Source organism: Amycolatopsis sp. NPDC004169 (genome assembly GCF_040610315.1).
Taxonomy (GTDB): domain Bacteria; phylum Actinomycetota; class Actinomycetes; order Mycobacteriales; family Pseudonocardiaceae; genus Amycolatopsis.
In genome coordinates this window covers 13,446-35,182 of the sequence record NZ_JBEXMD010000038.1, presented here as the reverse complement: position 1 = coordinate 35,182, position 21,737 = coordinate 13,446, and the positions used below count along the sequence as shown (strand labels likewise).

General features: G+C 71.7%; 22 protein-coding genes. 10 read left to right on the top strand and 12 right to left on the bottom strand.

All coding sequences use genetic code 11. The annotated features are described in order from the left end of the window. Window positions 1-102: 102 nt before the first annotated feature. The gene (locus ABZX11_RS36830; protein WP_354922150.1) at window positions 103-711 is read left to right on the top strand and encodes a hypothetical protein; all 609 of its coding nucleotides are present in this window, start codon (window positions 103-105) and stop codon (window positions 709-711) included. 4 nt (window positions 712-715) lie between these two features. On the opposite strand, the gene ABZX11_RS36825 is transcribed toward ABZX11_RS36830, so the two are convergent. Further along, on the bottom strand, window positions 716-1,711 hold the full coding sequence (locus tag ABZX11_RS36825) for a LacI family DNA-binding transcriptional regulator (RefSeq protein WP_354922147.1): 996 nt from the start codon (window positions 1,709-1,711) through the stop codon (window positions 716-718). 131 nt (window positions 1,712-1,842) lie between these two features. Here ABZX11_RS36825 and ABZX11_RS36820 point away from each other — a divergent pair, with 131 nt between their 5' ends. From ABZX11_RS36820 to ABZX11_RS36805, 4 genes are read left to right on the top strand one after another with little or no spacing between them, the layout of a single operon-like run. Continuing rightward, window positions 1,843-3,498 carry a peptide-N4-asparagine amidase gene (locus ABZX11_RS36820; RefSeq protein ID WP_354922144.1) on the top strand — a complete coding sequence of 552 codons (1,656 nt, stop codon included), beginning with the start codon at window positions 1,843-1,845 and terminating at the stop codon, window positions 3,496-3,498. A gap of 9 nt (window positions 3,499-3,507) precedes the next feature. Next, on the top strand, window positions 3,508-4,101 hold the full coding sequence (locus tag ABZX11_RS36815) for a hypothetical protein (RefSeq protein ID WP_354922141.1): 594 nt from the start codon (window positions 3,508-3,510) through the stop codon (window positions 4,099-4,101). Window positions 4,102-4,112: 11 nt separating this feature from the next. Continuing rightward, the gene (locus ABZX11_RS36810) at window positions 4,113-4,754 is read left to right on the top strand and encodes a methyltransferase domain-containing protein (protein ID WP_354922138.1); all 642 of its coding nucleotides are present in this window, start codon (window positions 4,113-4,115) and stop codon (window positions 4,752-4,754) included. A gap of 53 nt (window positions 4,755-4,807) precedes the next feature. Further along, window positions 4,808-6,085 carry a cytochrome P450 gene (locus ABZX11_RS36805; protein WP_354922135.1) on the top strand — a complete coding sequence of 426 codons (1,278 nt, stop codon included), beginning with the start codon at window positions 4,808-4,810 and terminating at the stop codon, window positions 6,083-6,085. A gap of 2 nt (window positions 6,086-6,087) precedes the next feature. On the opposite strand, the gene ABZX11_RS36800 is transcribed toward ABZX11_RS36805, so the two are convergent. Both ABZX11_RS36800 and ABZX11_RS36795 read right to left on the bottom strand, forming a co-directional pair. Next, window positions 6,088-6,717, bottom strand: a complete 630-nt coding sequence (locus ABZX11_RS36800; protein ID WP_354922132.1) for an alpha-ketoglutarate-dependent dioxygenase AlkB — start codon at window positions 6,715-6,717, stop codon at window positions 6,088-6,090. Window positions 6,718-6,774: 57 nt separating this feature from the next. Continuing rightward, a complete protein-coding gene (locus tag ABZX11_RS36795) occupies window positions 6,775-7,350 on the bottom strand; it encodes a dihydrofolate reductase family protein (protein WP_176170102.1) in 576 nt (191 codons plus the stop codon). A gap of 242 nt (window positions 7,351-7,592) precedes the next feature. Here ABZX11_RS36795 and ABZX11_RS36790 point away from each other — a divergent pair, with 242 nt between their 5' ends. Then, entirely contained in the window at window positions 7,593-8,171 is a 579-nt protein-coding gene (locus tag ABZX11_RS36790; protein ID WP_176177677.1) for a hypothetical protein, read from the top strand. Here the strand turns inward: ABZX11_RS36790 and ABZX11_RS36785 are convergent. Both ABZX11_RS36785 and ABZX11_RS36780 read right to left on the bottom strand, forming a co-directional pair. Continuing rightward, a complete protein-coding gene (locus tag ABZX11_RS36785) occupies window positions 8,152-9,123 on the bottom strand; it encodes an RluA family pseudouridine synthase (protein ID WP_354922128.1) in 972 nt (323 codons plus the stop codon). The two genes, ABZX11_RS36790 and ABZX11_RS36785, sit on opposite strands and share 20 nt — an antisense overlap. 15 nt (window positions 9,124-9,138) lie before the next feature. Continuing rightward, window positions 9,139-9,531, bottom strand: coding sequence for a DUF5313 domain-containing protein (locus tag ABZX11_RS36780; protein WP_354922125.1), 393 nt, complete (start codon window positions 9,529-9,531; stop codon window positions 9,139-9,141). Window positions 9,532-9,601: 70 nt separating this feature from the next. On the opposite strand from ABZX11_RS36780, the gene ABZX11_RS36775 reads away from it, so the two are divergent. Together ABZX11_RS36775 and ABZX11_RS36770 are read left to right on the top strand one after the other, a co-directional pair. Then, window positions 9,602-10,039 (top strand): MarR family transcriptional regulator, encoded by a 438-nt coding sequence (locus ABZX11_RS36775; protein WP_176170099.1) that lies wholly within the window; start codon window positions 9,602-9,604, stop codon window positions 10,037-10,039. 56 nt (window positions 10,040-10,095) lie between these two features. Then, window positions 10,096-10,977, top strand: a complete 882-nt coding sequence (locus tag ABZX11_RS36770; protein ID WP_354922122.1) for a TIGR03854 family LLM class F420-dependent oxidoreductase — start codon at window positions 10,096-10,098, stop codon at window positions 10,975-10,977. Here the strand turns inward: ABZX11_RS36770 and ABZX11_RS36765 are convergent. Further along, a complete protein-coding gene (locus ABZX11_RS36765) occupies window positions 10,974-11,756 on the bottom strand; it encodes a hypothetical protein (RefSeq protein ID WP_354922119.1) in 783 nt (260 codons plus the stop codon). The genes ABZX11_RS36770 and ABZX11_RS36765 overlap by 4 nt on opposite strands. A 153-nt stretch (window positions 11,757-11,909) precedes the next feature. Here ABZX11_RS36765 and ABZX11_RS36760 point away from each other — a divergent pair, with 153 nt between their 5' ends. Beyond that, the gene (locus ABZX11_RS36760) at window positions 11,910-14,165 is read left to right on the top strand and encodes a tetratricopeptide repeat protein (RefSeq protein ID WP_354922116.1); all 2,256 of its coding nucleotides are present in this window, start codon (window positions 11,910-11,912) and stop codon (window positions 14,163-14,165) included. A gap of 152 nt (window positions 14,166-14,317) precedes the next feature. On the opposite strand, the gene ABZX11_RS36755 is transcribed toward ABZX11_RS36760, so the two are convergent. The 4 genes from ABZX11_RS36755 to ABZX11_RS36740 form a co-directional block, all read right to left on the bottom strand. Beyond that, a complete protein-coding gene (locus ABZX11_RS36755) occupies window positions 14,318-15,496 on the bottom strand; it encodes a hypothetical protein (RefSeq protein ID WP_354922113.1) in 1,179 nt (392 codons plus the stop codon). Between the two features lie 414 nt (window positions 15,497-15,910). Further along, window positions 15,911-16,774, bottom strand: coding sequence for a helix-turn-helix transcriptional regulator (locus ABZX11_RS36750; protein ID WP_354922110.1), 864 nt, complete (start codon window positions 16,772-16,774; stop codon window positions 15,911-15,913). Between the two features lie 183 nt (window positions 16,775-16,957). Continuing rightward, entirely contained in the window at window positions 16,958-17,113 is a 156-nt protein-coding gene (locus ABZX11_RS36745) for a DUF397 domain-containing protein (protein ID WP_354922281.1), read from the bottom strand. 371 nt (window positions 17,114-17,484) lie between these two features. Continuing rightward, window positions 17,485-18,993 (bottom strand): MDR family MFS transporter, encoded by a 1,509-nt coding sequence (locus ABZX11_RS36740; RefSeq protein ID WP_354922107.1) that lies wholly within the window; start codon window positions 18,991-18,993, stop codon window positions 17,485-17,487. Window positions 18,994-19,114: 121 nt separating this feature from the next. Between ABZX11_RS36740 and ABZX11_RS36735 the strand changes: the two genes are divergently transcribed. After that, a complete protein-coding gene (locus ABZX11_RS36735) occupies window positions 19,115-20,275 on the top strand; it encodes a DUF1015 family protein (RefSeq protein ID WP_354922104.1) in 1,161 nt (386 codons plus the stop codon). Here the strand turns inward: ABZX11_RS36735 and ABZX11_RS36730 are convergent. Together ABZX11_RS36730 and ABZX11_RS36725 are read right to left on the bottom strand one after the other, a co-directional pair. Continuing rightward, complete coding sequence (locus ABZX11_RS36730; RefSeq protein WP_354922101.1) at window positions 20,272-21,195, bottom strand: squalene cyclase; 924 nt, start codon at window positions 21,193-21,195, stop codon at window positions 20,272-20,274. The two genes, ABZX11_RS36735 and ABZX11_RS36730, sit on opposite strands and share 4 nt — an antisense overlap. After that, a complete protein-coding gene (locus ABZX11_RS36725) occupies window positions 21,195-21,701 on the bottom strand; it encodes a DinB family protein (protein WP_176170090.1) in 507 nt (168 codons plus the stop codon). Before ABZX11_RS36725 ends, ABZX11_RS36730 begins: the two co-directional genes overlap by 1 nt. Window positions 21,702-21,737: the final 36 nt, after the last annotated feature.

The following is a 21,737-nucleotide window of genomic DNA, read 5'->3' as shown; positions in this document are numbered from 1 at the left end:
CGAACGCACCGGTGAATTCCAACCGATTTAGCGGCGGGCGAAGGGCAGAAGTTCCGAGACGGCCGTCGTAACGCTGCGGAGCCAATCGGAGACTCATCATCCATGTCGGGCGCAGCAAATCAAGGCGGTCAGGTCGACCGGTCGGCGGTCGAGGCGGCGCGCATCAACCGCCGCGGCACGCTGGTCACCGCACTGGCCACGGTCATCGCCGCGTTGATCGGCGGCGTGTTCGCGGCGTACAAGGTCGGCAACGACCAGGGCACCGCGGCCGTCCCGCCGCGGACGGTGACCGTCACGGCCACCCCGCCGGGACAGGGTGTCCCGCCCGCGTCGACCGGCGTGGCGCAGACGAGCGACGTGTCCGCCCAGGTGCGCCTGGAGGCCGGTACCGGGGTCGACGTCGACGCGGCCGATCCCCACGCGGTCGACACCAGCGGCCCCAACGGCGAGATCGACCTCTTCTACTCGGGTGTCTGGGTCACGGTCAACCGGTCCGCGGCGTACTCCTACAGCGGCGGCGAAAAGGCGGCGAGCACCGCTTGCCCCAGAGTGGTGGCCAACGACAAACCCGCGCCGGGCGGGCAGGTCATGCTGGTCGCCGGATACCAGTTCTGCATGCGGACCTCCGACGGCAAGGTCGGCTGGGTCGGCTGCAACGACGTCCAGGTGCCCAATTACATCGTCTTGAACTACCGGCTGTTCACCACCTGAGCCGTCAGCGGCGCACCCGCGTCGACTCGCGGACGACGAGCTCCGGGGTGAAGACCACCGCCTGGCGTTCCGCTTTCGTGTCCGACGTCTCCGCCAGGAGCAGCTCCGCGGCCGTGCGGCCGAGACGGCGGGCGGGCTGGCGGACCGACGTCAGCGGGACCGCCGCCGCGCCCGCGAACTCGATGTCGTCGTAGCCGACGATCGCCATCTCGTCCGGGACGCGCACGCCCGCGCCGACCATCGCCTGCAGCACGCCGAGAGCGAGCAGGTCGTTCGCGCAGAACACCGCCGTCGGGCGGGGGCTCGCGCCGAGCAGGCGGGCGCCCGCGTCGCGGCCCGAAGCGACGTCGAGGCCGATGGCTTCCAGCACCGTCAGCTCCGCGCCGGAACCGGCCAGTGCGTTGCGCAGCCCCTGTTCGCGGTCGCGGCACTGGGCGAGGATCGCGGGGCCGTTGACGAACGCGATCCGCCGGTGCCCCGTCTCCAGCAGGTGCCGGCCGCCGAGTTCGCCGCCGGCGACGTCGTCGACCGACACGGAGCTCGCCTCGGACGCCGGAGCCTTGCGGTCGACGAAGACGTACGGCGTGCCGGTGCGCCGGAACGTCCGCAAGGCTTCGCCCGACGTCGAGACCGGGCTCAGCAGCACCCCGCGGACCCGCTGCTCGGCGAACATCGCCAGGTACGACGCCTCCAGCGCGGACCGCTGCCCGCTGTTGCAGGTGATGATGTTGAGGCCCTCGGCGTGCGCGGCCTGCTCGGCCCCGCGGGCGACGTCGACGAAGAAGGGGTTCCCGAGGTCGAGCACGAGCAGGCCCATGACGCGGCTGCGCCCGGCCCGCAGCTGACGCGCCGACTCGTCCCGCACGTAGCCGAGCTCTTCGATCACCGAAAGCACGCGGCTGCGCGTCGCGGCCGCGACGACGTGCGGCCGGTTGACCACATTGGACACCGTGCCGATCGAGACGCCCGCCCGCTTGGCGACGTCCTTGATGCCGACCACCGGACCCCCTCGCTGAGAAGTGTGAGCCTAGCACGATCTGAAACGTTTCAGAATCCGGATTACCGACGTTGGTCGCATGATCGCGCCGCTAGGCTCCAGGCGGGTTTGCCTGCCGCTGGGAGGAGTCCGGGGTGCGGATCTTCACGATCGTCCTTTCGCTCGTGCTGACGTGGGTGTTCACCGGGGCGGTGGCCGCGGCCGCACCGGTTGTGGAGGGTGACACCGACAACCCCGTCACCGCCGCGCCCGCCGTCACCCGGCCGGGCACGCCGCACTGCAGCGTCACCCTCGCCGACGGCTTCCGCTCCAACGCCGCCGACGGCAGCCCGCAGTTCTACGAAGGCACGCTCACGCCGCCGAAGGCCTGCCCCGGGCCGTGGGCGAAGGTCGTCATGGACCAGACCGTCACCGTGAGCGGGCGGCAGTACGACCGGATCGGCGACCTGCGGATCGGCGGCACCGAGGTCTGGTGGGGCACGACCGAGGAGCCCAGCGGCGAGGGCAAACGCCCGATCACCTACCACTTCGACAAGGACCTCACCCCCTACAGCGCCCTGCTGCGCACGCCACAGCCCTTCCACGGCGGCATCGAGAACTACAACTCGCCGATCTACACCGGCGTCTACGCCCAGACCGTGACGCTCACCTACTACCAGGCGGACCGCAAGCACCCCGCGCCCGAGACGCCCGATCACGTCGCCGGGTTCGGGCACGCCGACGCGACCCCGGCCGCGCCGACCGTGCACTTCACCGCGAAAGACCTGCCGCGCAACATCACCCGCGCCTACCTGGAGGTCACGCTCGAGGGCCACGCGTGTGACGAGCAGTGGTTCGACGACGTGCCCGACGACGTGTCCGCGAAGTACCCGGCGGCCGGCCTCTGCGGGAAGGGCCCGTACCGCGAGGCGAACTTCGCCATCGACGGCACGGCGGCCGGCAGCGCGTTCACCTTCCCGCACATCTACTCCGGCGGGATCGTGCCGCAGCTGTGGCGGCCGGTCGTCGCGATCGACACCTTCAGCCTGCACGCCGAGACCTACGACGTCACGCCGTTCGCCGGGCGCCTCGTCGACGGCGGTACCCATGACCTTTCCTTCTCCTTCCCGGACATCGGCGGCGAATTCACCGTCGTGCCGACGCTACTGCTCTACACCGACAAAAACGCGACGCGGACGTCCGGCGCCCTGACCCGCGCGGGCGTCGCGGCCGCACCGGCCCGGCAGACAACGGTCAAGGACATCACCGGCGGCGTGAACGTGACGGTCACGGCCAAGCGCGACGACGTGACGGCGGGCTACGTCGACACGTCGGCGGGCCGGGTGTTCACGCGGGTCGAGCGCACCCGCGACTACCGCAACAGCGACGACATCACCGGCGGCGGCTTCACCCAGCACGTCGTGCAGGCGGATTCGGGGCAGCAGACCTCGACGTCCACAGTGGACGGCCGGGTGCGGGCGGCGAGGCACACGTGGTCCTACCCGCTGACCACCGACGCGACGGCGAACATCACCGACGACCAGAACCTGCGGATCTCGGGATCGGTGGAGATGACGAAGATCCTCGGCGACACCACGGGCGACGGCCGGAGCTGGCGGCCGGTGAACGCTTCCCGGGAGTGGCTGGCGTCCTCGGGCGTGCTGGCCCGCACGAACGGCGTGAACACCGAAGCCGACGGCCGGTCGAAGACGCTCTTCACCGGTGGTGACGACCTGGGGCGGCCGTACTTCCACTACGTGGCCAGCGAGCACGGGCTGATCACCGAGAACCGGGAGCTGCCGCCGCACTAGTCTGCCGACATGGCTTCCGGTCAGGTTTCGGTCTGGGTACCGATCGTCGTGGGAATCATCGGCCTGGTCGGGGTCGTCACCGGCCAGCTCATCAACAGCCGCCGGGAGGACCGGCGGTGGGAGCGCGAAGCGGCGCGCGAGGAGCTGCGGCACCGGCGGGAAAGCGAACGGCTGGCCGCCGAGCGCGCGCACGCGATCACGCTGCACTGGTCGCAGGAGCGCCGGGACGCTTATGCCGGTCTGCTCAAGGAGACCGACGAGTACCTGAGCGCGTTGCTCAAGTGCGTGGAGGCATTGGCCCGGCACGAACCGGTCAGCGAGTTCCAGGCGCTCATGGGCGAGCATGCCAGCGCCATCGCGTCCTTCCACGCGGCCGTCGACATCCTCGCCTCGCCGCGCATCTGCGCGCTTGCCGAAGATCTCGTGCAGGCCGCGCTCGGCGCGCGGATCACCGTCACGTCCGAGGGGGTGGACGGCGACTCCCGGGAATCCGCCCTGCAATGCGCCGAGCGTGCCCAGAGCGCGTTCCTCGCCGAAGTCCGCGCGGAACTCGGCGTGGACACTCCGGCGGAACCGCCGGAGCCGGCCGGGGAACACCGATAGGGTCGCAGCCCATGACCGAACCCGCCTTCGTGACCGAGACCCGGACCGCCTACGACACCGTCGCCGACTCCTACGCCGAGGAGCTCCGGAACCTTCTCGACGAGAGCCCGTGGGACCGGGCGGTGCTGAGCACGTTCGCCGAACTGGTCGGGAAGACCGGTCTCGTCGGCGATCTCGGCTGCGGCCCGGGCCGGCTGACCGGGTACCTGGCCTCGCTCGGGCTGGACGTCTTCGGCGTCGACCTTTCGCCGGGCATGATCGACGCGGCCCGCCGAGCCCATCCCGAGCTGCGTTTCGAGGTCGGCTCGCTGGCCGCCCTGGCGCTGGCGGACGGGAGCCTGGCGGGCGCGGTGGCGTGGTACTCGCTCATCCACACGCCTCCCGCGGACCTGGCGCCGGTGATCGCGGAGCTCGCCCGGGTACTGGCGCCGGGCGGACGGCTGCTGACCGGGTTCCAGGTCGGTGACGAGCGCCGCCGGATCACCCGGGGCTACGGTCACGACGTCGCCTTGGACGCCTACCGGTTGCCGCCGGAGTTCGTCGCCGGGTTGTGCGTCGAGGCCGGGCTGGTCGTGGAGGCTCGGGTGGTCCGGGAGCCGCAGCCGCCCGAGAAGACCCCGCAGGCCTATCTGCTGGCGCGGAAGCCCGCGTGAACCCCGTCTCGGTTCTCGTCACCCGATCGGGCTAGTACGGTACTGTCGGTCCCATGGGGAGTCTCCGCTCACGGGTCCTGGGCTGGGTCGGCCGGCGCTACCTCGCCCGGCAGTCGAAAAAGGGCTTCGACCTCGAAAAGATGTCGGCCATCCTGCCCGATTCGGCGCTGCTGCCGCTGAAGCGGGACGGCCTCGACCCGGTACCGGCGATGGCCGAAAACCGCCGTGAGGCTCCGATCGGCAAGCTCGACCTGCCGTTCGGGATGAACGCCTGGCTCGTCACCGGGTACGACGAGGCGAAGGCCGTGCTCGGCAAGGCCACCGGGTTCTCCAGCGACTTCGGCAACCTCGTCGGCAACGCCGGCGTCACCGCCGACCAGAACCCGGGCGGGCTCGGCTTCGCGGACCCGCCGGTGCACACGCGGCTGCGGAAGCTGCTGACGCCGGAGTTCACCATGCGCCGGCTGAGCCGGCTGGCCCCGCGCATCGACGAGATCGTCGCCGAGCAGCTCGACGCGATGGCCGCGGCCGAGGGGCCGGTCGACCTGTGGCAGGCGTTCGCGCTGCCGATCCCGTCGCTGACCATCTGCGAGCTGCTCGGCGTGTCCTATGAGGACCGCGAGGACTTCCAGCGGCTGAGCACCGCCCGCTTCGACCTCTTCGGCGGCGCCGGCGCCTCGCTCGGCGCGATGTCGGAGTCGCTGACCTACCTGCTCGACATCGTCAAGAAGCAGCGCGAACAGCCCGGCGACGGCCTGCTCGGCATGCTGATCAAGGAACACGGCGACGAAATCGACGACCGCGAGCTGGCCGGCCTGGCCGACGGCGTGCTCACCGGCGGCCTGGAGACGACGGCGAGCATGCTGGCCCTCGGTGCGCTGGTGCTGCTGCGCGACGAGAAGGCGATGGACGCCGTCCGCGGCGACGACGAGTCCGTGCACCGGTTCGTCGAGGAGCTGCTGCGCTACCTGACCGTGGTGCAGATGGCGTTCCCCCGGTTCGCCAAGGAGGACATGGAAATCGGCGGCGTCCACATCGCCGAGGGCGACATCGTGCTGGTGTCGCTGTCGGCGGCCGACCGCGACCCCAAGCTGGGTCCGGACATGGAGACGTTCGACGCGACCCGCGAGCCGACGTCGCACCTGGCCTTCAGCTACGGCATCCACCGCTGCATCGGCGCGGAGCTGGCCCGGATGGAGCTGCGCACCGCGTACCCGGCGCTGATCAGCCGCTTCCCGAACCTGCGGCTGGCGGTGCCGGAGGACGAGCTGTCGTTCCGCAAGGTGTCCATTGTGTACGGTCTGGACGAGCTCCCGGTGCTGGTGGACTGACCTCAGCGCACCCCGCGCGGCCGGAACTGGATGCTGATCCGCGGCCCGGCCGCCCGGTTCGTCTTCGGCACCGCGTGCTCCCACGTCCGCTGGCACGAGCCGCCCATCACGATCAGGTCGCCGTGGCCGAGGGCGTAGCGGCAGGACTCGCCGCCGCCGCCGCGGGGGCGTAGGGCCAGGTGGCGGACCGCGCCCACCGAGATGATCGCGACCATCGTGTCCTCCGTGCTGCCCCGGCCGATCGTGTCGCCGTGCCAGGCGACGCTGTCGCGGCCGTCGCGGTAGTAACACAGGCCCGCCGTGCGGAACGGCTCGCCGAGCTCGCTCGCGTAGTGCTCGCTCAGCGCCGCGCGGGCTTCCGCCAGCACGGGGTGGGGGAGCGGCGCGGCTTCGCGGTAAAAGCACAGCAGCCGCGGGACGTCCACCACGCGGTCGTACATCTTCCGCCGCTCCGCCTGCCAGGGAACGCCGGTGGCGAGGTCGGCGAACAGCTCGTCGGCGCCGGCGAGCCAGCCCGGCTGCACGTCGACCCACGCGCCGGAGCCGAGCTCGGTCCGGCGCGGGGCCAGGGCGTGCAGCGTGACGGGGCCGGACTCGCCGAACAGTGAGGCCTGCAGTGCCGGAGTCGTCATGACCCCGACGGTACACGATGTTCGAACAGATGTTCTACGTGAAACATCGCCACACGGTCAGTGCGTGACGTCGTAGACCAGCTTCTGGACGCCGTTGCCGTAGGCCTCGCTGGACACGAGCTTCAGGTTCTGCTTGTCCTTGTCGGTGTCGCTGAAGAGCCGCTTGCCCGCGCCGAGCAGGACCGGGAAGACCAGCAGGTGGTACCGGTCGATCAGGCCGGCGTCGGCCAGTGCGCGGTTGAGGGTGGCGCTGCCGGCGATGATGATCGGGCCGCCCTCGGTCTCCTTCAGGGCCGCGACCTCGTCCAGGGACCGCAGGATCGTCGTCTCGCCCCAGTTGTCGACCAGGCCGGCGTCGGTGAGGGTGGTCGACACGACGTACTTCGGCATCGCGTTGTACCCGGCGAACTCCACGGTCATGCCCGGCCAGACCGGCGCGAACGCCTCGTAGCTGACCCGGCCCATCATCAGCGCGGTGGCTTCCTCCTGCTCGCTGCCCTTGATCGCGTAGGCGGCCGGGTCGAACTCGATGTCCTTGAACGTCCAGCCCGAGTTGCGGTAGCCCGGCTCGCCGCCGGGGGCTTCGACGACGCCGTCGAGTGAAACGAACGAGCTGGAGATCAGGGTGCGCATGGGGTTGCTCCTCGGTGGTCGATCTTGCTCCTGCAAGTCTGTCGAACGGGGCAAGCCGGATTCGACACGGCTTCCGAAGAAAACTTCCGACAGACCGCAGAGCGGGAACGGTGACTCTTGCCCGCCGCGGTCCGGGCTCGTACAGTCGTCTCCACGCCCGCAAAGGTCTGAACCTGTTGCCGGGTGACCGCCGCCTCGAGTGTCACAGGAGGTTGACGGTGCACAGACTTCGCGGTGCGGGCGTGCTCGCGGCGACGGCGCTGGGGCTCGCGGTGCTCACCCCGGCGGTGGAAGCCCAGGTCGGCACGGGTCCGTGGGTCTCGGATTCCCCGGGCTACTCCGAGCAGGAGCGGGGCTGCGGTGACATCTCCGGGTTGACGTTCAAGCTCACCTGCTCGACCGGCAGCGGTGACCAGCGCGCGGAACGCCGCTACACCACCTACACCGGCGGCACCCACCAGTTCGAGGGCTCGTTCAAGATCACCAGCATGGGCGGCAGCCGGATCAGTCTCAAGCAGACGTTCCGGGACGGCTCCAGCGCCGGGCCGTTCTTCCTGCTGGCGGTGGAGAAGGGCGGCCGCCTCTACGCGGTGCACGGCGGCGAGACGATCGCCACCGGGGCCACCGTGGGCACGAGCGTGCGGGTGAACACGATCAACCAGGTCGGCAGCACGCACAAGGTGTACATCAACGGCTCGCAGAAGGACTCGGTCTCCAGCCCGAGTGGCAGCTACTACGACAAGTTCGGCAGCTACCGCACCGCGAGCGGCGCGGGGCCGATCACCGTGCAGTGGAGTGGGATCAGGTTCTGGCACAAGTGACGTCCGCGGCGGCGTCCCCGCCCGGGGACGCCGCCCAGGCGTCGAAGTCGTCCCAGGCGGACAGCCGTCGCCGGCTGGTGAAGCGGCGGTGGGCGCCGGTGAGCGGGTCGTCGAAGTCGAGCACCCTGGCCAGCAGCTGCAGGGGTTTCGTGAAGTCGCCCAGGGGCTTCTCGCGCAGCTCGGGGTAGAAGTCGTCGCCGAGGATCGGGACGCCCAGGCCGCTGAGGTGCACGCGCAGCTGGTGGGTCCGGCCGGTCGAGGGGACCAGCCGGTACCGGCCCCGGCCGTCGCGGTGTTCGAGCAGCTCGACGTAGGTCTCGGCGTTCGGCTCGCCCGGCACCTCATGAGCGGCCAGCACCCCGCGGTCCTTGACGATCCGGCTGCGGACGGTTCTCGGCAGGGCCAGCGCCGGGTCGTACGGCGCGATCGCTTCGTACTCCTTGTGCACCCGGCGGTCGCGGAACAGCGTCTGGTACCTGCCGCGCAGCTCGGGCGTGATCACGAACATCACCAGCCCCGCGGTGACGCGGTCCAGCCGGTGCGCGGGGGACAGCTGCGGCAGGTCGAGGTCGCGGCGCAGCCGCACGAGCGCCGTCTCCAGGATGTGCTGCCCGCGCGGGATGGTCGCCAGGAAGTGCGGCTTGTCGACGACCAGCAGGTGCTCGTCGCGGTGCACGACGTCGATCGCGAACGGCACCGGCACCTCGTCGGGCAGGTCGCGGTGGAACCAGATGAACGAGCCGGGCGCATACGGCGTGTCGACGCCGAGCGGGCCGTCCGTGCCGTGGATGCGCTCCTCGCGCAGCATCTGCTCGATGCGGCCGGGCGCCACGCGGGGCAGCCGCTCGACCAGGTGCGCCAGCAGGGTCGGCCACTCGCCGTCGGGCAGTTTCAGCCGGGCGGGGTCGAGCCCGTGACGGGGCGGGATCGGCGGGCGGAGCTTGCGTCTCATCGCCCCCGACTGTAACTAACCCTCCGACGGCGTCCGGTAGCGCGCGAGGTAGCGGGCGGTGACTTCGGCGTTCTTCGCCTCGGCCGCCTCGGCGCGGAGGCGGCGCCCGGTGTTGTGCGGGAAGCCCTGCCTGCCGAGCCGGTGCTCGACGCTTTCCTCCATGTACGCGCACGAATAGAAGTACGCGACCAGTGCCGCCATCAGCACCAGGGAGAGCCGCAGCCAGATCGAGCCGGGCAGCAGCAGCCACACCGCGCACAGCGGCACGATGCCGATCGACCGCTGGACCACGAACCGGGCTCGCCAGTGCTTCGACGTCGCATCGTGCAACGCCCACTCGTTGTAGCGCTCGGGAAGGCGCACGCCCACGGCGTACCCGAACCAGCGGAGCGCACTCGGTCGTTCCATGACTTCGACAGTACACTAATACTTAGTGCCCTAATCATTAGGGCGACCGACGACACAGTAGGATTCGGACATGATCGACCTGGGTGAGGACCCCCTGAAGCTGGACCGGCAGGTGTGCTTCGCGCTGTCGGTGGCTTCGCGCAGCGTGATCGCGATCTACCGGCCGCTGCTCGAGCCGTACGGCCTGACCCACCCGCAGTACCTGGTGATGCTCGCGCTGTGGGAACGCTCGCCCAGGTCGGTGAAGGACCTCGGCGAGGCCCTGCGGCACGAACCCGCGACCCTCTCGCCGCTGCTCAAGCGGCTGGAAGCCCTGGGGTACGTGACGCGGGCCCGCAGCCGTTCGGACGAGCGGCGGCTGACGGTCGAGCTGACCGAGGCGGGCCGGGCGCTGCGGGCGGAGGCGGAGAAGATCCCGTACAAGGTGGTGCAGACGCTCGGCATGGACGTCGCCGAGCTGGAAGCCCTGCACGGCGTGCTGACCCGGGTCATCGACGCGACCGCCTGAGGAATTCCCGGCCGCCCGGCGCGTTGCTCCCCGAGAGAGCCTTCCGGGAGGAACCCTTGCTGAAGATCAGGCTGGGCGTCGCGCCCGCGGCCGGGACCGGGCCGGCGGAGTTCGCCGGGCTCGCCGCCCGGCTGGAGGACGCCGGCGTCGACTCGCTGTGGCTGTCCGAGCTCGTCTACTCGCCCGAGGTCGACCCGATGATCGGGATGACGCACGCGCTGGCCCGGACGTCGAAGCTGAAGGTCGGCACCGGCGTCGCGATCCTGCCGGGACGGCACCCGGTGCTGGTCGCCAAGCAGCTGCTCACCCTGGCCGGGCTCGCGCCCAAGCGCGTGCTGCCGGTGTTCGGCCTGCGCCCGGCCCGTGCGGCCGAAGCCGGCCTGTTCCCGGTGCCGCCCGGCCGCCGCGCCGCCGTTTTCGACGAATCGCTCGTCCTGCTGCGCCGGCTGCTGGAGGAGGACGAGGTGTCCTTCGACGGCGAGTTCTTCCAGGTCGACGGCGTCCGCCTCGGCCCGCGCCCGCAGAAGCGCCTCGACGTCTGGCTGGGCGGGTCGGCGCCGGCGGCCCTGCGCCGCACGGGCCGCCTCGCGGACGGCTGGCTGGGCAGCTTCCACACACCGTCGCAGGCCCGCGACGCCCGCATCGCCATCCAGCGGGCCGCGGCGGAGGCGGGCCGCGAAATCGAGGAAGACCACTTCGGGCTCAGCCTCGCGGTGGCCGACCAGGGGATCCCGGCCGCGCTCGCGGCGGCCGCGGCCCGGCGCAACCCCGGTGCGGCGGTGGCGGATCTCGTCGCGACGAGCTGGCCGGAAGCCCGGCGGCTGGTGGAACAGCACATCGAAGCCGGGCTGTCGAAGTTCGTGATCCGGCCCGTGCACGGCGACTTCGACGGCTTCCTGGAGAAGTTCCGGGCGGAGCTGGTGCCGCTGCAGAACTAGCCGTGGCGGAGGTCGCCGTGCACCTGGCCGATCTGGAACGCCGTCCCGCGCACGGTCCCGTTGATCGTGTTGGTCGTGCTGCCCGGGGCCGGCGGCTCGATCTTCGCCCGGGCCGCCGCGAGCTCCTCTTCGAAGCCGGCGCCGTGGCGCAGCAGGTCCCCGCTGGGGTTGGGGATGTAGAGGTAGACCGTGCCGCGCTGCTCCTTGACCCGGACATCCGCCGGCACCACCTTCGACGCGGGCAGGTCCGCGTACCCGCCGGCCAGCACGTCCTCGAAGATCCGCTGCGACAGCGCCACCGCGAGGAACGTCTGGTCCGGGTCCGAGCGCTCCAGCACCGCGCGCACCGGGGCGGCGTCGAGCAGCCGGTGCGTGGTGATCACCGCGCTGCCGATCGCGGCCGCCGCGGTGGTTCCCGGCTCCGGCTCGAGGATCGGGCCGACGTTCAGGCTGGCCCGCATCCGCAGGCGCACCGATCGCGCGGCCGAGCGCAGGCGCGCGTCCCGCTCGGCGAGCACGGCTTCCAGCTCGTCGAAGAACCGGCTGACCACCGCGGGCAGGAACCGCGGGTCGAAGCCGAGGCCGTAGCCGTCGCCGGTGCCGTGCGGGAACAGGGCGGTTTCCCACACCTCGCGCAGCCCGGCGCGGGCGAACGCCTGGGACAGCACGTCGGGGATGGCCGCGGAGAGCATCGCCTGGGTGGCGGCCGGGTTGCCGCCGAACCCCTTGGTGTCGACCACCAGCAGGGCGCGGTACGGCGGGAGTTCGTCGAAGGTCAAGGCCGGGCCTTCCTGGTTGCCGGTGGCCTTCGATTCTGACGGACCGCGGGCGCGCGGTCCTCGTACGTTCGAGGTAATTCGCCCGGCTTCCCGTGCCGTCGCGCGCGAGCGACAGGTACACAGAGAAGTTCGAGTCTGGGCGGGAGTTCTCGGATGACGTCTCGGAGCGGTGCCGCATCACCATCCGAAGTGCACAACCACATCGACGGTGGCGCGGCCGGGGTGGTGCTGCAGGCCGGGACCATCACCGGCGACGTCTGGGTGGCCGCCCCGCGGTCACCGCACCCGGTGCCCCGGCAGCTGCCGCCGTCGCCGTCGCACTTCACGAGCCGGGCGGCCGAGCTCGCGGCGCTGGACGAGGTCGCCGGGCAGGAAACCGGGGGACAGCCGGCGCTCGCCGTGCTGATCGGGCCGGGCGGGGTCGGCAAGACCGCGCTCGCCGTCACCTGGGGCAGCCGGCACGCCGGGCGCTACCCCGACGGCCAGCTCTACGCCGACCTGCGCGGCTTCTCGCCGGGCACCGCGGTCCTGCCGGACGAGGCACTCGGCGCGTTCCTGCGCGCTTTGGGCATCGCGCCCGAGCACGTCCCGCCCGGCTTGGCCGAGCAGGCGGCGCTGTTCCGGACGCTGACCGCGGGCCGACGGCTGCTCGTCCTGCTGGACAACGCCTTGTCGGCGGCCCAGGTCCGGCCGCTGATCCCCGCGTCCGCGGGCTGCACGGTGGTGGTGACCAGCCGGCTGCGGCTGGACGGGCTGGTGTCCGAAGGCGCGCGGTTCCTCGACGTGGCGCCGCTCGCGCAGCCGCACGCCGTGGAGCTGGTGGTGAACGCGGTCGGCCGGACCCGGGTCGCCGGCGAGCTCGACGACGTCGCCGAGCTGGCCACGCTGTGCGGGCGGCTGCCGATCGCGCTGCGCGTCGCGGCCGCCCGGCTGGCGTCCCGGCCCCGGTGGCCGGTGGCGCGGGTGGTCGCCGAGCTGGGCGACGAGAACTCGCGGCTGAGCCGGCTGTCGGCGGAGGGCGAAGCCCCGGTGGCGGCGACGTTCGACTGGTCCTACCGGGCGCTGCCCGAACCGGCGGCGAAGTTGTACCGCCTGCTGGGCGAGTTCCCGGGCGCGTCGTTCGGCGTCGACGTCGCGGTGGCGGCGACCGAGCTGGCCGACCCGGCCGACGGCCTGCAGCAGCTGGTCGACGCGAGCCTCCTGGAAGAGGTCGACGAGCGGCGCTACCGCTTCCACGACCTCGTCCGGCTGCACGCCCGCGCCCAGCGCGACGACGATCGCTTCGAGGTCCTGCCGCGGGTGGCGACCTGGTACCTGCACGCGATGACGCGGGCGAACATGGTGGCCATCCCGATCCGCTGGCGGGTCAGCCCGGTGTGCGAGCAGTACCGCACCAGCCCACCCGCGTTCGGCTCCGGCCGGGCGGCGCTCGACTGGCTCGACGAGCAACTGCCAAACGTGCTGGCGGTGCTCGAGGAAGCCGCCGCGCAGCGGCACGACGAGGTGGCCTGGCAGCTGTGCGAGGCGTTGTGGGAGCTGTTCCTGCACCGGAAGCACTTCCCACTGTGGCTGCGCTCGCACGAGATCGGGATCGGCGCGGCGCAGCGGTGCCGGAACGTCGTCGCGGAGTCCCGGCTGCGCTGCCAGCTGGGGCGCGCGTACCTCGATCTGGGCCGCTTCGAGGCGGCGGAGCAGGAGTGCGGCCGCGCGCTGGAGCTGGCCCGGGCGGCGGGGAGCAGGCACAACGAATCGGTGGCGCTGGACCAGCTGGGCACGGCGGCGCAGGGCCGTGGCGACGTCGCGGCGGCGATCGCCTGCTACACCGGCAGCCTGGAGATCGAAGCCGAACTGGGCATCGACCGCGGCGTCGCCCAGCGGCACCGCCGGATCGGCGAGGTGCTGGCGAAGGCGGACCGTGATCCCGAAGCGTTGGCGCACCTCGAGCGCGCCCGCCGGATGTTCGCCGACATGGGGGACGAGAAGGACGAGGCGAAGGTCCTGGTGGGGCTCGCCCGCCTGGACGCCCGCGCCGGCGAGGTCCCGGCGGCGCGGCGGCGTCTGGAGCGGGCGTGGGCGGTGCTGTCCGAATCGGGGTCAGCGGTCTACCAGGCGGACGTCTTGGTCGGCTTCGCCGACGTGGCGGAGCACGGCGACGACCCCGCCGCGGCGCGGGGTCACCTCGCCGAGGCGCTGAAGCTCTACGAGCAGGTCGGCGGGCCGCAGGTGACGCGGGTCCGGGCCCGGCTGCAGCGTTACGCCGCCGAGGTCGGCGAGCCGGCGGCCACCGAGGACCCAGAGGTGGGCGGCGATCCCGGCGAGGGCGCTGTCGACCACGGCGAGGCCACCGGAGCGGTCCCCGACGACCGGGCCGACGGCGGCGACGGAGAGCCCGGGCAAGCCGGCGAATGACCGGGCGATCAGGGCACGGGCATCGGCGAAGGCGCGGGTGCCGTCGTGGATGAGCACGTCCGCCAGCGCCGGGTGCTGGTGGCGCCCGGCGGTGGTGAAGCTGCCCTGCGCGCCGGAGGTGAGCGCGTAGGTCCACAGCGACGGCGGGAGGGTCACCGGCTTCGCGGCAGCGGGATCACCGGCCAGGTCACGCGCCGGGGGAGCGGCGCCGGGGAGAACGGCACCGTTCGCGCCGGTTCGCCGAGGCCGAGCAGGCCGTACATCTCCCTGCGGAGGATCTTCCCGGCTTGCCCGGGGCGCGAGGTCACCAGGCCGGCGATGTGGGCGCCGAGGCCGTGGCACTGCGCCTTCTGGGCGGCTTCGAGCTGGGCGGCAAGCGGTCGCTTCCGGTTCCAGAGCGGGGCTTCCGCGGCCAGCACGGCGGCGGGGCTGCCCGCCAGCAGCGGCTGGGGGCCGTGCGGGATCCGGAGCACGGGCACACCGAAACCGGCCGCGAAGGTGCCGACCGAGGTGTAGTCGGCCATGACGGCGTCGGCGGCGACGACCGCACCGCGCCAGTCGCTGTGCGGAGCCAGCACGGTGAGCCCGGCGTCGACGGCGTCCGTGAGCCAGCCGAGCACCTGGCCGGTGCCGTGCTGAGACCAGATCTGCGGGTGCAGCGAGGCGACCACGCACGCGCCGGGCGCGGCCTCGGCGACGTCACGGAAGACACGGGGGTCGATGCCGAAACCGGACCTGGCGGACCAGGTCACGGTGACGAGGATGATCTCCCGGTCGTCGGTGACGCCGAGCGCCTCCCGGTACTGGTCGCGGTAGGGAGCGCTGGCGACCAGCCGGTCGAAGGCGATGTCCCCGGCGACGACGGCGTGCGGGACGGCCTGCGGGCAGACCTCGGCGAGCAGGTCCAGTTCCCGTCCGTGGGTGAGCACGATCCGGTCGGCCCGAACCCGGCCGCCCCGCACCAGCCGGCTCGAGTCGAGGCCGGTGACGAGTTCGCCGGAGCGGTACTGCCCGAGGCCGCCCCCGTGCGGGACCAGCAGGACGGGGCCGCGCACGTCGTCGAGGCCGCGGGTGCTGCCGGCGAGGACGAGGCCGTGGGTGGCCTGCCGCGCCTGCTCCGCCGAGAGGAGGATTTCGCCGCGCTCGCGGATGAACCGACCGGCGTCGGGCCGATCTTCCCCGTCCACCGGGACGGCGTAGTTGCGCTGCACCCGGTGATCGGTCTCGGCGAGCGGGTTGAGGTCGTCGAGCCGCAGGAGGGCGACGATGTGCGGGGCGAGGACGAGGAGGGACTTGCCGAGCCGGGTCGCCCAGGAGCGGTCGCCGGTCATTGTCGCCCCCTCGGTGATGAGGCGTAGCAGAGGGCACCGGCCCGGCTGGCCAGCGCGGCACAGGGGCGGGGGAACGGTCTGCGGTCAGCACGGACGTCGAAATGCACAGTGCCTCCTCGAACTGGCCGGCGCTCGCCGGACTCGGATCGGTGCGCCGCGGACGCTGCCCGAGGAGGAGGCCACCGCCGAGCCTCGGCTCGTGGTCGGCCTTTTGTCACCAGCGAGTGACGTCATGCCCCTCGGGAGAATGAACTCGGGGCATGAGCCGGACGGCGGGACCGTTTCCCGGATCCGGAGTCGTATGCTGGCGCCTCGGCAGTATGTCCGCGCTTGCTTCTGGGTGGGTCGGAGGTATTGCCCTTCGAAGCGGTCCCTGGGTACCAGCCAGGGGCCGCTTCCCTATGCGCGTCTCATTCAGTCCTCCAGCCGGTGCAGCATCTTGTCGATGAAGTCGGGCGTTTCTTCGGGGCTGAGGGCGGCGTCTTCGAGCCGGTAGAAGATCCGGATGAACTGGGCGGCCTTTTCGGCGCCGATGACGTCGTCGAAGAAAAGGTCACCGTCGGGTTGTTCCAGGTTGAGGAACAGGTCGTTGGTCTGCTCGGACAGCTGGAGCAGCTCGAAAGAACTCTGCATCCCTTCCACCCAGCCGGCTTTGAACGGCAGAACTTGCAGGGTCACGTTGGGCTTCTGGGCCACTTCGCGGAGGTGGCGCAGCTGGGTTCCCCAGCTCTCGCCGTCGGTGACGCGGCGGTGCAGCACGGATTCGTCGAGGATGAAGAAGTGCTCGAGTTCGGGGTCTTTGAGCCGCTCCTGCCGCTGCGTGCGCAGCCTGATCCGCCGCTCCTGGACCTCGGCGTCCTCGGTGACCTGCGCCATCAGGGAACGGGTGTACTCGGGCACTTGCAACAGTCCCGGCACCAGGTGCAGCTGGTACTGGCGAAGGATGACCGCGGCCGATTCGAGGCCGAGGAACTTCACGAACTCCGGGCTGCTGGTGCGCTTGAACTGGTCCCACCAGCCCGGCTCCCGGCCGGCCTTGGCCATGGCGACGTAGGTTTCGACGCGGTTCCGGTCGGTGATGCCGTAGTGCACCAGGAGCGCCTTGAGGTCGGTGATCGACAGGCCCACGGTGCCGTTTTCGATGCGGATGAGCTTCGAAGTCGACCAGTCCAGTGCCTCGGCGACGTCCTTCTGGGTGAGCTGCAGGGCCTCACGCGCCTCTCTTATCTCCGCCAGCACACGGCGCTGGCTGACCACTGGCGAGTGCGCCCTAGTCATGATTTTCTTCACTCCTCCATGTGTCGGGTGGCAGGCTACCGATCTGCCACATGGCAGAACGGTAGCACCACACTCGTCGTGTGGCATATTGCGTCCCACCATATGGCGTGGTGTCTGGGCATGAACGGCAGCAACCCCGGCCGGACCTCGATCAGGTCGGCCGGGGTCGCGGGAAAGCCTTGCTCAGAGTCGGCGCAAGAACGCCAGCCAGCTTCCGGGGGGCATCGAGAGCCAGGTGCCGGGCTGCTTCGAATCGCGGATGAGCACGTGCTCGGAAGTTCGGGCGACCTCGACGCAGGCATCTCCCTCTGCGCCGCTACCGCTCGCCGAACTCTTCACCCAACGCAAGCCTGGGGTGATCTCTGTCGAAGGCCCGTCCAGTTCGGCCACGTGCGTCCCCTCGGTTTTCGACGGGCGCGTGCCGGCCGGCCGGGTGCGGCATCGAGGGCCGGAACGTCGCGTAGGCGTCCGTTCAGGTTAACTGCGGAACGTGACGGTTCGACACCGCCGAGAGCAGGATAACGCACGTCTGGTTGCGCGGCTGCCCCGTTATTCCCAGTCAGATAAGTGACAATTCCTGGACGTTCGCTCACCTCGATTTTCCCTGCGCCGCAAGGGATCGACTCGGCACCCGGTCGCCTGCACGTGCACGTGGAGTGCGCAAACGAACGTGCTGTCGAATCGAGTTGTCGGGATCGAAGAAACGGGGATCAGAACTCCAGTTGTTCGGTCTTCCGCGGCATCAGCAGCAATGCCCCCACCGACAGAACGGCCACCGCCAGCAAACCCAAGAACACGTAGTGCGTCGCATCTGCCAACGCCTCGCGCACGAACACCGCCGCCGGGGAATTGTCCGCGTGGCCGCCCAGTACCAGGCTCGTCGCGTCCACCGATGGCGGCAACGGACCCACCTCCGCCGGCGGCGAAGCGAACCGGGCCGCCAGTGTCGCGTTCGCGATCGCCCCGAACACCGCCGCCCCGACCGCGCTGCCCAGGGACCGGCTGAACAGGTTCGTCGCCGTCACCACTCCGCGGCGGTCCCAGCCCACCACCGACTGGATCGCCACCAGCGTCGGGCTCGCCGCCAGGCCGAGACCCAGCCCGAGCACGAACGCCGCGAAAGCCGCCGCCCACAGGGACGATCCCGCGCCCAGCAGTGCCACCAGGACGCCGCCCGCGATGATGAACACGCTGCCGATCAACGCCGTGTCGCGGAAGCCGATGCGCAGGTAGATCTTGCCCGCCAGCGACGCCGAAATCGGCCAGCCCACCGTCAGCGCCGCCACCGCGAAGCCCGCCACCAGCGCGCCCGCGCCGAGCACGCCCTGCGCGTACGTCGGCAAGTAGGACGTCAGCCCCATCAGGACCGCGCCGACCACCACCGCCACCAGGTTGCCGCCCACCAGGACCCGGCGGGTGAACACCCACAGCGGCAGCACCGGCTCCACCGCGCGCTTCTCCACCAGCACGAACGCCACCAGCAGCAGCACGCCCACGACGAAGATCGCCACACTCGGCACGGAACCCCACGCCCACGCCACGCCGCCCTCGAGCAGCCCGAGGATGAGCAGGGAACAGCCGACCGTGAGCAGGCTCGCGCCCAGGTAGTCGACCTTGTGCGGCTTGCGCTCCACGCGCTCGGCGAAGCCGCGGAACAGCATCAGCGCCGCGATCGCGCCCAGCGGCAGGTTGATGAAGAAGATCCAGCGCCAGTCCAGGTACTCGGCGAAGAGGCCGCCGAGCGTCGGGCCGATCACCGACGCCGCGCCCCAGACGCTGGCCACGTAGCCCTGCACCCTGGCGCGTTCCTCCACCGTGTACAGGTCGCCGATGATCGTCATCGACATCGGCTGGATCGCGCCGGCGCCGATGCCCTGGACCGCGCGGGCGGCGATCAGCACCGGCATGCTCCAGGCCGCGCCGCACAGGACCGAGCCGACCAGGAACGCGGCGATCCCGAAGAACATCACCGGGCGGCGGCCGAGCTGGTCGGCGAACTTGCCGTACAGCGGCACCGTCACGGCCTGGGTGAGCAGGTAGATCGAGAACAGCCACGGGAACTGCGCGAACCCGCCGAGGTCGCGCACCACCGACGGGACGGCGGTCGCGATGATCGTGCTGTCCAGCGCGACCAGTGCGGTGCTCAGCATGACCGCGATCAGCACCGGGCCGCGGTCGGACCGGAAACCGACCCCCCGGGTGGCGGCGGACGTCGTCATCGGCGGGGTGCTCCTCGGAACGGTCATGATCGGGGTCAACTACTTTGCAGTCCTAAGCATTCCATCCCGGCGGCACCGGCCCCAGCGAATTATCCGGCGCCCGTGGCGCAAGATGGTCAGGATGAGCGACTGGATCCGGCCGATCGGGCGGGGCTGGGTGGTCCGCGACGCGGTCCCCGGCCCCGACGTCGACGAGTTCGCCGAGCCCGAGCGGGTGATCGCCGCGCTGGCCGCGCCCGGGGCGGCGGACAGCCTGCTGGCCGTGCAGCACCCCGCCCGCACGCCCGCCGCGCTGGCTCGCGGTCTCGATCTGGCGGCCGCCGTCCCGGTGGCCCGCGCCGTGCTCGAACGGCTGCGCAAGCGGTTCTACCGGCCGGTCCGCAACGTCGTCGCGCCCTACCGGATCGAAGGGCCGGACGGGGTGGCGCTCGGCCTGCTCTGCCTGGTCGACCCGGCGGCGGTGGCCGACGACGGTGCCGCGCGCGTCCGGCACACCGAGGACGTCTACCCCGACGTCGTCGCCGAACGGGCCGCGGTGCTCGCCGGCCTCGGGTGCGCGACGAGTGCCGCGCTGCTCGTCCCGGCCGCCGGCGGCGAGGAGCTGACCGCGCAGGTCGAGCAGGCCTGCGCCGGGCTCGGCCTGCCCGATCTGTCCACTTCGGACGGGGCCGGCCGGCGGCACGACCTGTGGGTGGTCCCCGAAGGCCCGCTGCAGAGCCGCCTGCTGGCCGCGGTGGCCGGCGCGGACCTCCTGGTCGCCGACGGCAACCACCGGGTGGCCGCCGCGGCGGCGGCCGGCCACGGCGCGCTGCTCGCCCTGGTCACCGCGGGACCGGCACTGGAGATCGGCGCGATCCACCGCGTCCTGACCGGCACCGGCCTCGGCCCGGACGACCTGGTGACGCGCTGGCGCGCGGCCGGCCTGGACGTCCGCCACGCCGAGGACGCGGTGCCGGTCACCGGCGAGGTCGTGGTGCGGGCAGGCGGAGCCGTGCTGCGGGTGCCGCTCCCGGCCCCGGACGGGCCGCGCCCGGTGATCGACCACGAGGTCGTCGAGCAGGTCCTGTTCGCCCGCGCGCTCGGCGTCGACCCGGACGGCCCGTGCGTCCGCCCGCTCCCGGCGGGACGCCCGCTGCCCCCGGACGCGGACGCGGTGGTGCTGCTGGCCCCGGTGAGCTACGCGGATGTCCTGGCCGTGCACGCGGCCGGCCGCCGGATGCCGCGCAAGGCCACGTATTTCACGCCGAAGCCGCGCAGCGGGCTGGTGCTGGCCCAGCTCTAGCGGGCGTCCCACCAGTCCAGGACGCGGGTGGCGGAGAGCGTCAGCCACTTCGACGGCTGCCCGGCCGGGACGTCCACCTCGAACCACACCCGGCCGGGATCCGTGCGCTGCTGCAGCCACGTCCCGTCGGGCTGCCGTGCCGCGCGCACCAGCTCGATCGCTTCGGCCAGCCGCTCGTCCCGGCGCCCGGCGTCGCGGAAGTAGCAGGTCGCGTTGAGCACGTCGTAGCGCCAGCGGAACGGGTAGCCGAACTCGCGCACCCACGGCCCGATCGGCTCGCCGGTGGACCGGCGGCGGAACAGGCCGCGTTCCAGCAGGTACTCCTCACCCGCCGAGCGGGCCGCCCGGGTCGCCGGGGTGCCTCCGGTCGCCGTCTCGTGCGCGAGCAGTCCCTTGAGCGCGTTGAGCGTCGAGTGGACCGAGGAACGCGTCGAGCCTTCGACCCACTCGCAGTTCCAACCTCCGTCGGGGAGCCGGTGCTCCACGAACCACTCCGCGATGCCCTCGACGTCCGCGCCGAGCCACACCCCGTTGGCCAGGGTCCACGCGTTGATGCAGACGTCGACCTCGCCGTCCCAGTAGGGCAGGTCTTCGTACTCCCACCGGCTGTTCGCGGCCAGCAGCTCGGCCGTACCGGCCAGCACCGAAGCTTCGACGCCCCATTCGCGCAGGGCATTGAGCGACCACGTCGTCGCGGTCCAGGGCTGCGGTTCGTCCCCGCGGAAGCCCGCGGGGAAGAACGCGCCGCCCGCCCACTGGCCGTCGGGGTCCTGCGCGGCCAGCAGCCGCGCGCCGAACCCCTCCTCGGCCACCCGGGCCCGCGTCGCTTCCCAGACCGGGGCCGGCTCGCCCGCCAGGTCGCGCTCCACCTGCCAGCGCAGGGCCGGATCGGAGTCGCGCAACCAGGCGAGCACGTCCATCAGGCGCCCGTGACGCCGTCGATGGCCTCGCGCAGGAAGTCCGCGTGGCCGTTGTGCCGGGCGTACTCGTGGATCATGTGCAGCATCACCAGCCGCAGCGAGACGTCCTCGCCCCAGCGCGGCTGGTGGCCGGTGACGTCGAGCGACTCGGCCGCCTCCTCGATCTTGCGTGACTGCTCGACCTCGGCTTCCCACGCCGCGAAGGCCTCCGACCGCGTCGACGAACTCGCGTCGTAGGCGGCCTGGAAGTCGTTCTCGTCCGACCACACCAGCGGGACGTCCTCGGCGTTGATCACCCGCCGGAACCAGGTGCGCTCGACCTCGGCCATGTGCCGGACCAGGCCGAGCAGCGAGAGGGTCGACGGCGGGCTCGAGGCCCGGCGGAGGTCCTCGTCGGACAGTCCGTCGCACTTCATCGCGAGGGTGGCGCGGTGGAAGTCGAGGAAGGTGCGGAGCATTTCGCGCTCGCCCCCGGTCAGGGGCGGTGCGGGGCGTTCGGTGGTCACGCGGGAGTGTCTATCACGCCGGGCTGTGTCTTTTTC

Excerpts from the sequence above, each read along its gene's own strand:
- ABZX11_RS36810 (WP_354922138.1), top strand. The coding sequence starts at position 4,113 with ATGACCGAACCCGCCTTCGTGACCGAGACCCGGACCGCCTACGACACC.
- ABZX11_RS36780 (WP_354922125.1), bottom strand. The coding sequence starts at position 9,531 with ATGGAACGACCGAGTGCGCTCCGCTGGTTCGGGTACGCCGTGGGCGTG.
- ABZX11_RS36795 (WP_176170102.1), bottom strand. The coding sequence starts at position 7,350 with ATGCGCACCCTGATCTCCAGCTCGTTCGTTTCACTCGACGGCGTCGTC.
- ABZX11_RS36785 (WP_354922128.1), bottom strand. The coding sequence starts at position 9,123 with ATGAGACGCAAGCTCCGCCCGCCGATCCCGCCCCGTCACGGGCTCGAC.
- ABZX11_RS36750 (WP_354922110.1), bottom strand. The coding sequence starts at position 16,774 with ATGACTAGGGCGCACTCGCCAGTGGTCAGCCAGCGCCGTGTGCTGGCG.
- ABZX11_RS36775 (WP_176170099.1), top strand. The coding sequence starts at position 9,602 with ATGATCGACCTGGGTGAGGACCCCCTGAAGCTGGACCGGCAGGTGTGC.
- ABZX11_RS36730 (WP_354922101.1), bottom strand. The coding sequence starts at position 21,195 with ATGGACGTGCTCGCCTGGTTGCGCGACTCCGATCCGGCCCTGCGCTGG.
- ABZX11_RS36805 (WP_354922135.1), top strand. The coding sequence starts at position 4,808 with ATGGGGAGTCTCCGCTCACGGGTCCTGGGCTGGGTCGGCCGGCGCTAC.
- ABZX11_RS36740 (WP_354922107.1), bottom strand. The coding sequence starts at position 18,993 with ATGACGACGTCCGCCGCCACCCGGGGGGTCGGTTTCCGGTCCGACCGC.
- ABZX11_RS36815 (WP_354922141.1), top strand. The coding sequence starts at position 3,508 with ATGGCTTCCGGTCAGGTTTCGGTCTGGGTACCGATCGTCGTGGGAATC.
- ABZX11_RS36760 (WP_354922116.1), top strand. The coding sequence starts at position 11,910 with ATGACGTCTCGGAGCGGTGCCGCATCACCATCCGAAGTGCACAACCAC.
- ABZX11_RS36800 (WP_354922132.1), bottom strand. The coding sequence starts at position 6,717 with ATGACGACTCCGGCACTGCAGGCCTCACTGTTCGGCGAGTCCGGCCCC.
- ABZX11_RS36735 (WP_354922104.1), top strand. The coding sequence starts at position 19,115 with ATGAGCGACTGGATCCGGCCGATCGGGCGGGGCTGGGTGGTCCGCGAC.
- ABZX11_RS36755 (WP_354922113.1), bottom strand. The coding sequence starts at position 15,496 with ATGACCGGCGACCGCTCCTGGGCGACCCGGCTCGGCAAGTCCCTCCTC.
- ABZX11_RS36830 (WP_354922150.1), top strand. The coding sequence starts at position 103 with ATGTCGGGCGCAGCAAATCAAGGCGGTCAGGTCGACCGGTCGGCGGTC.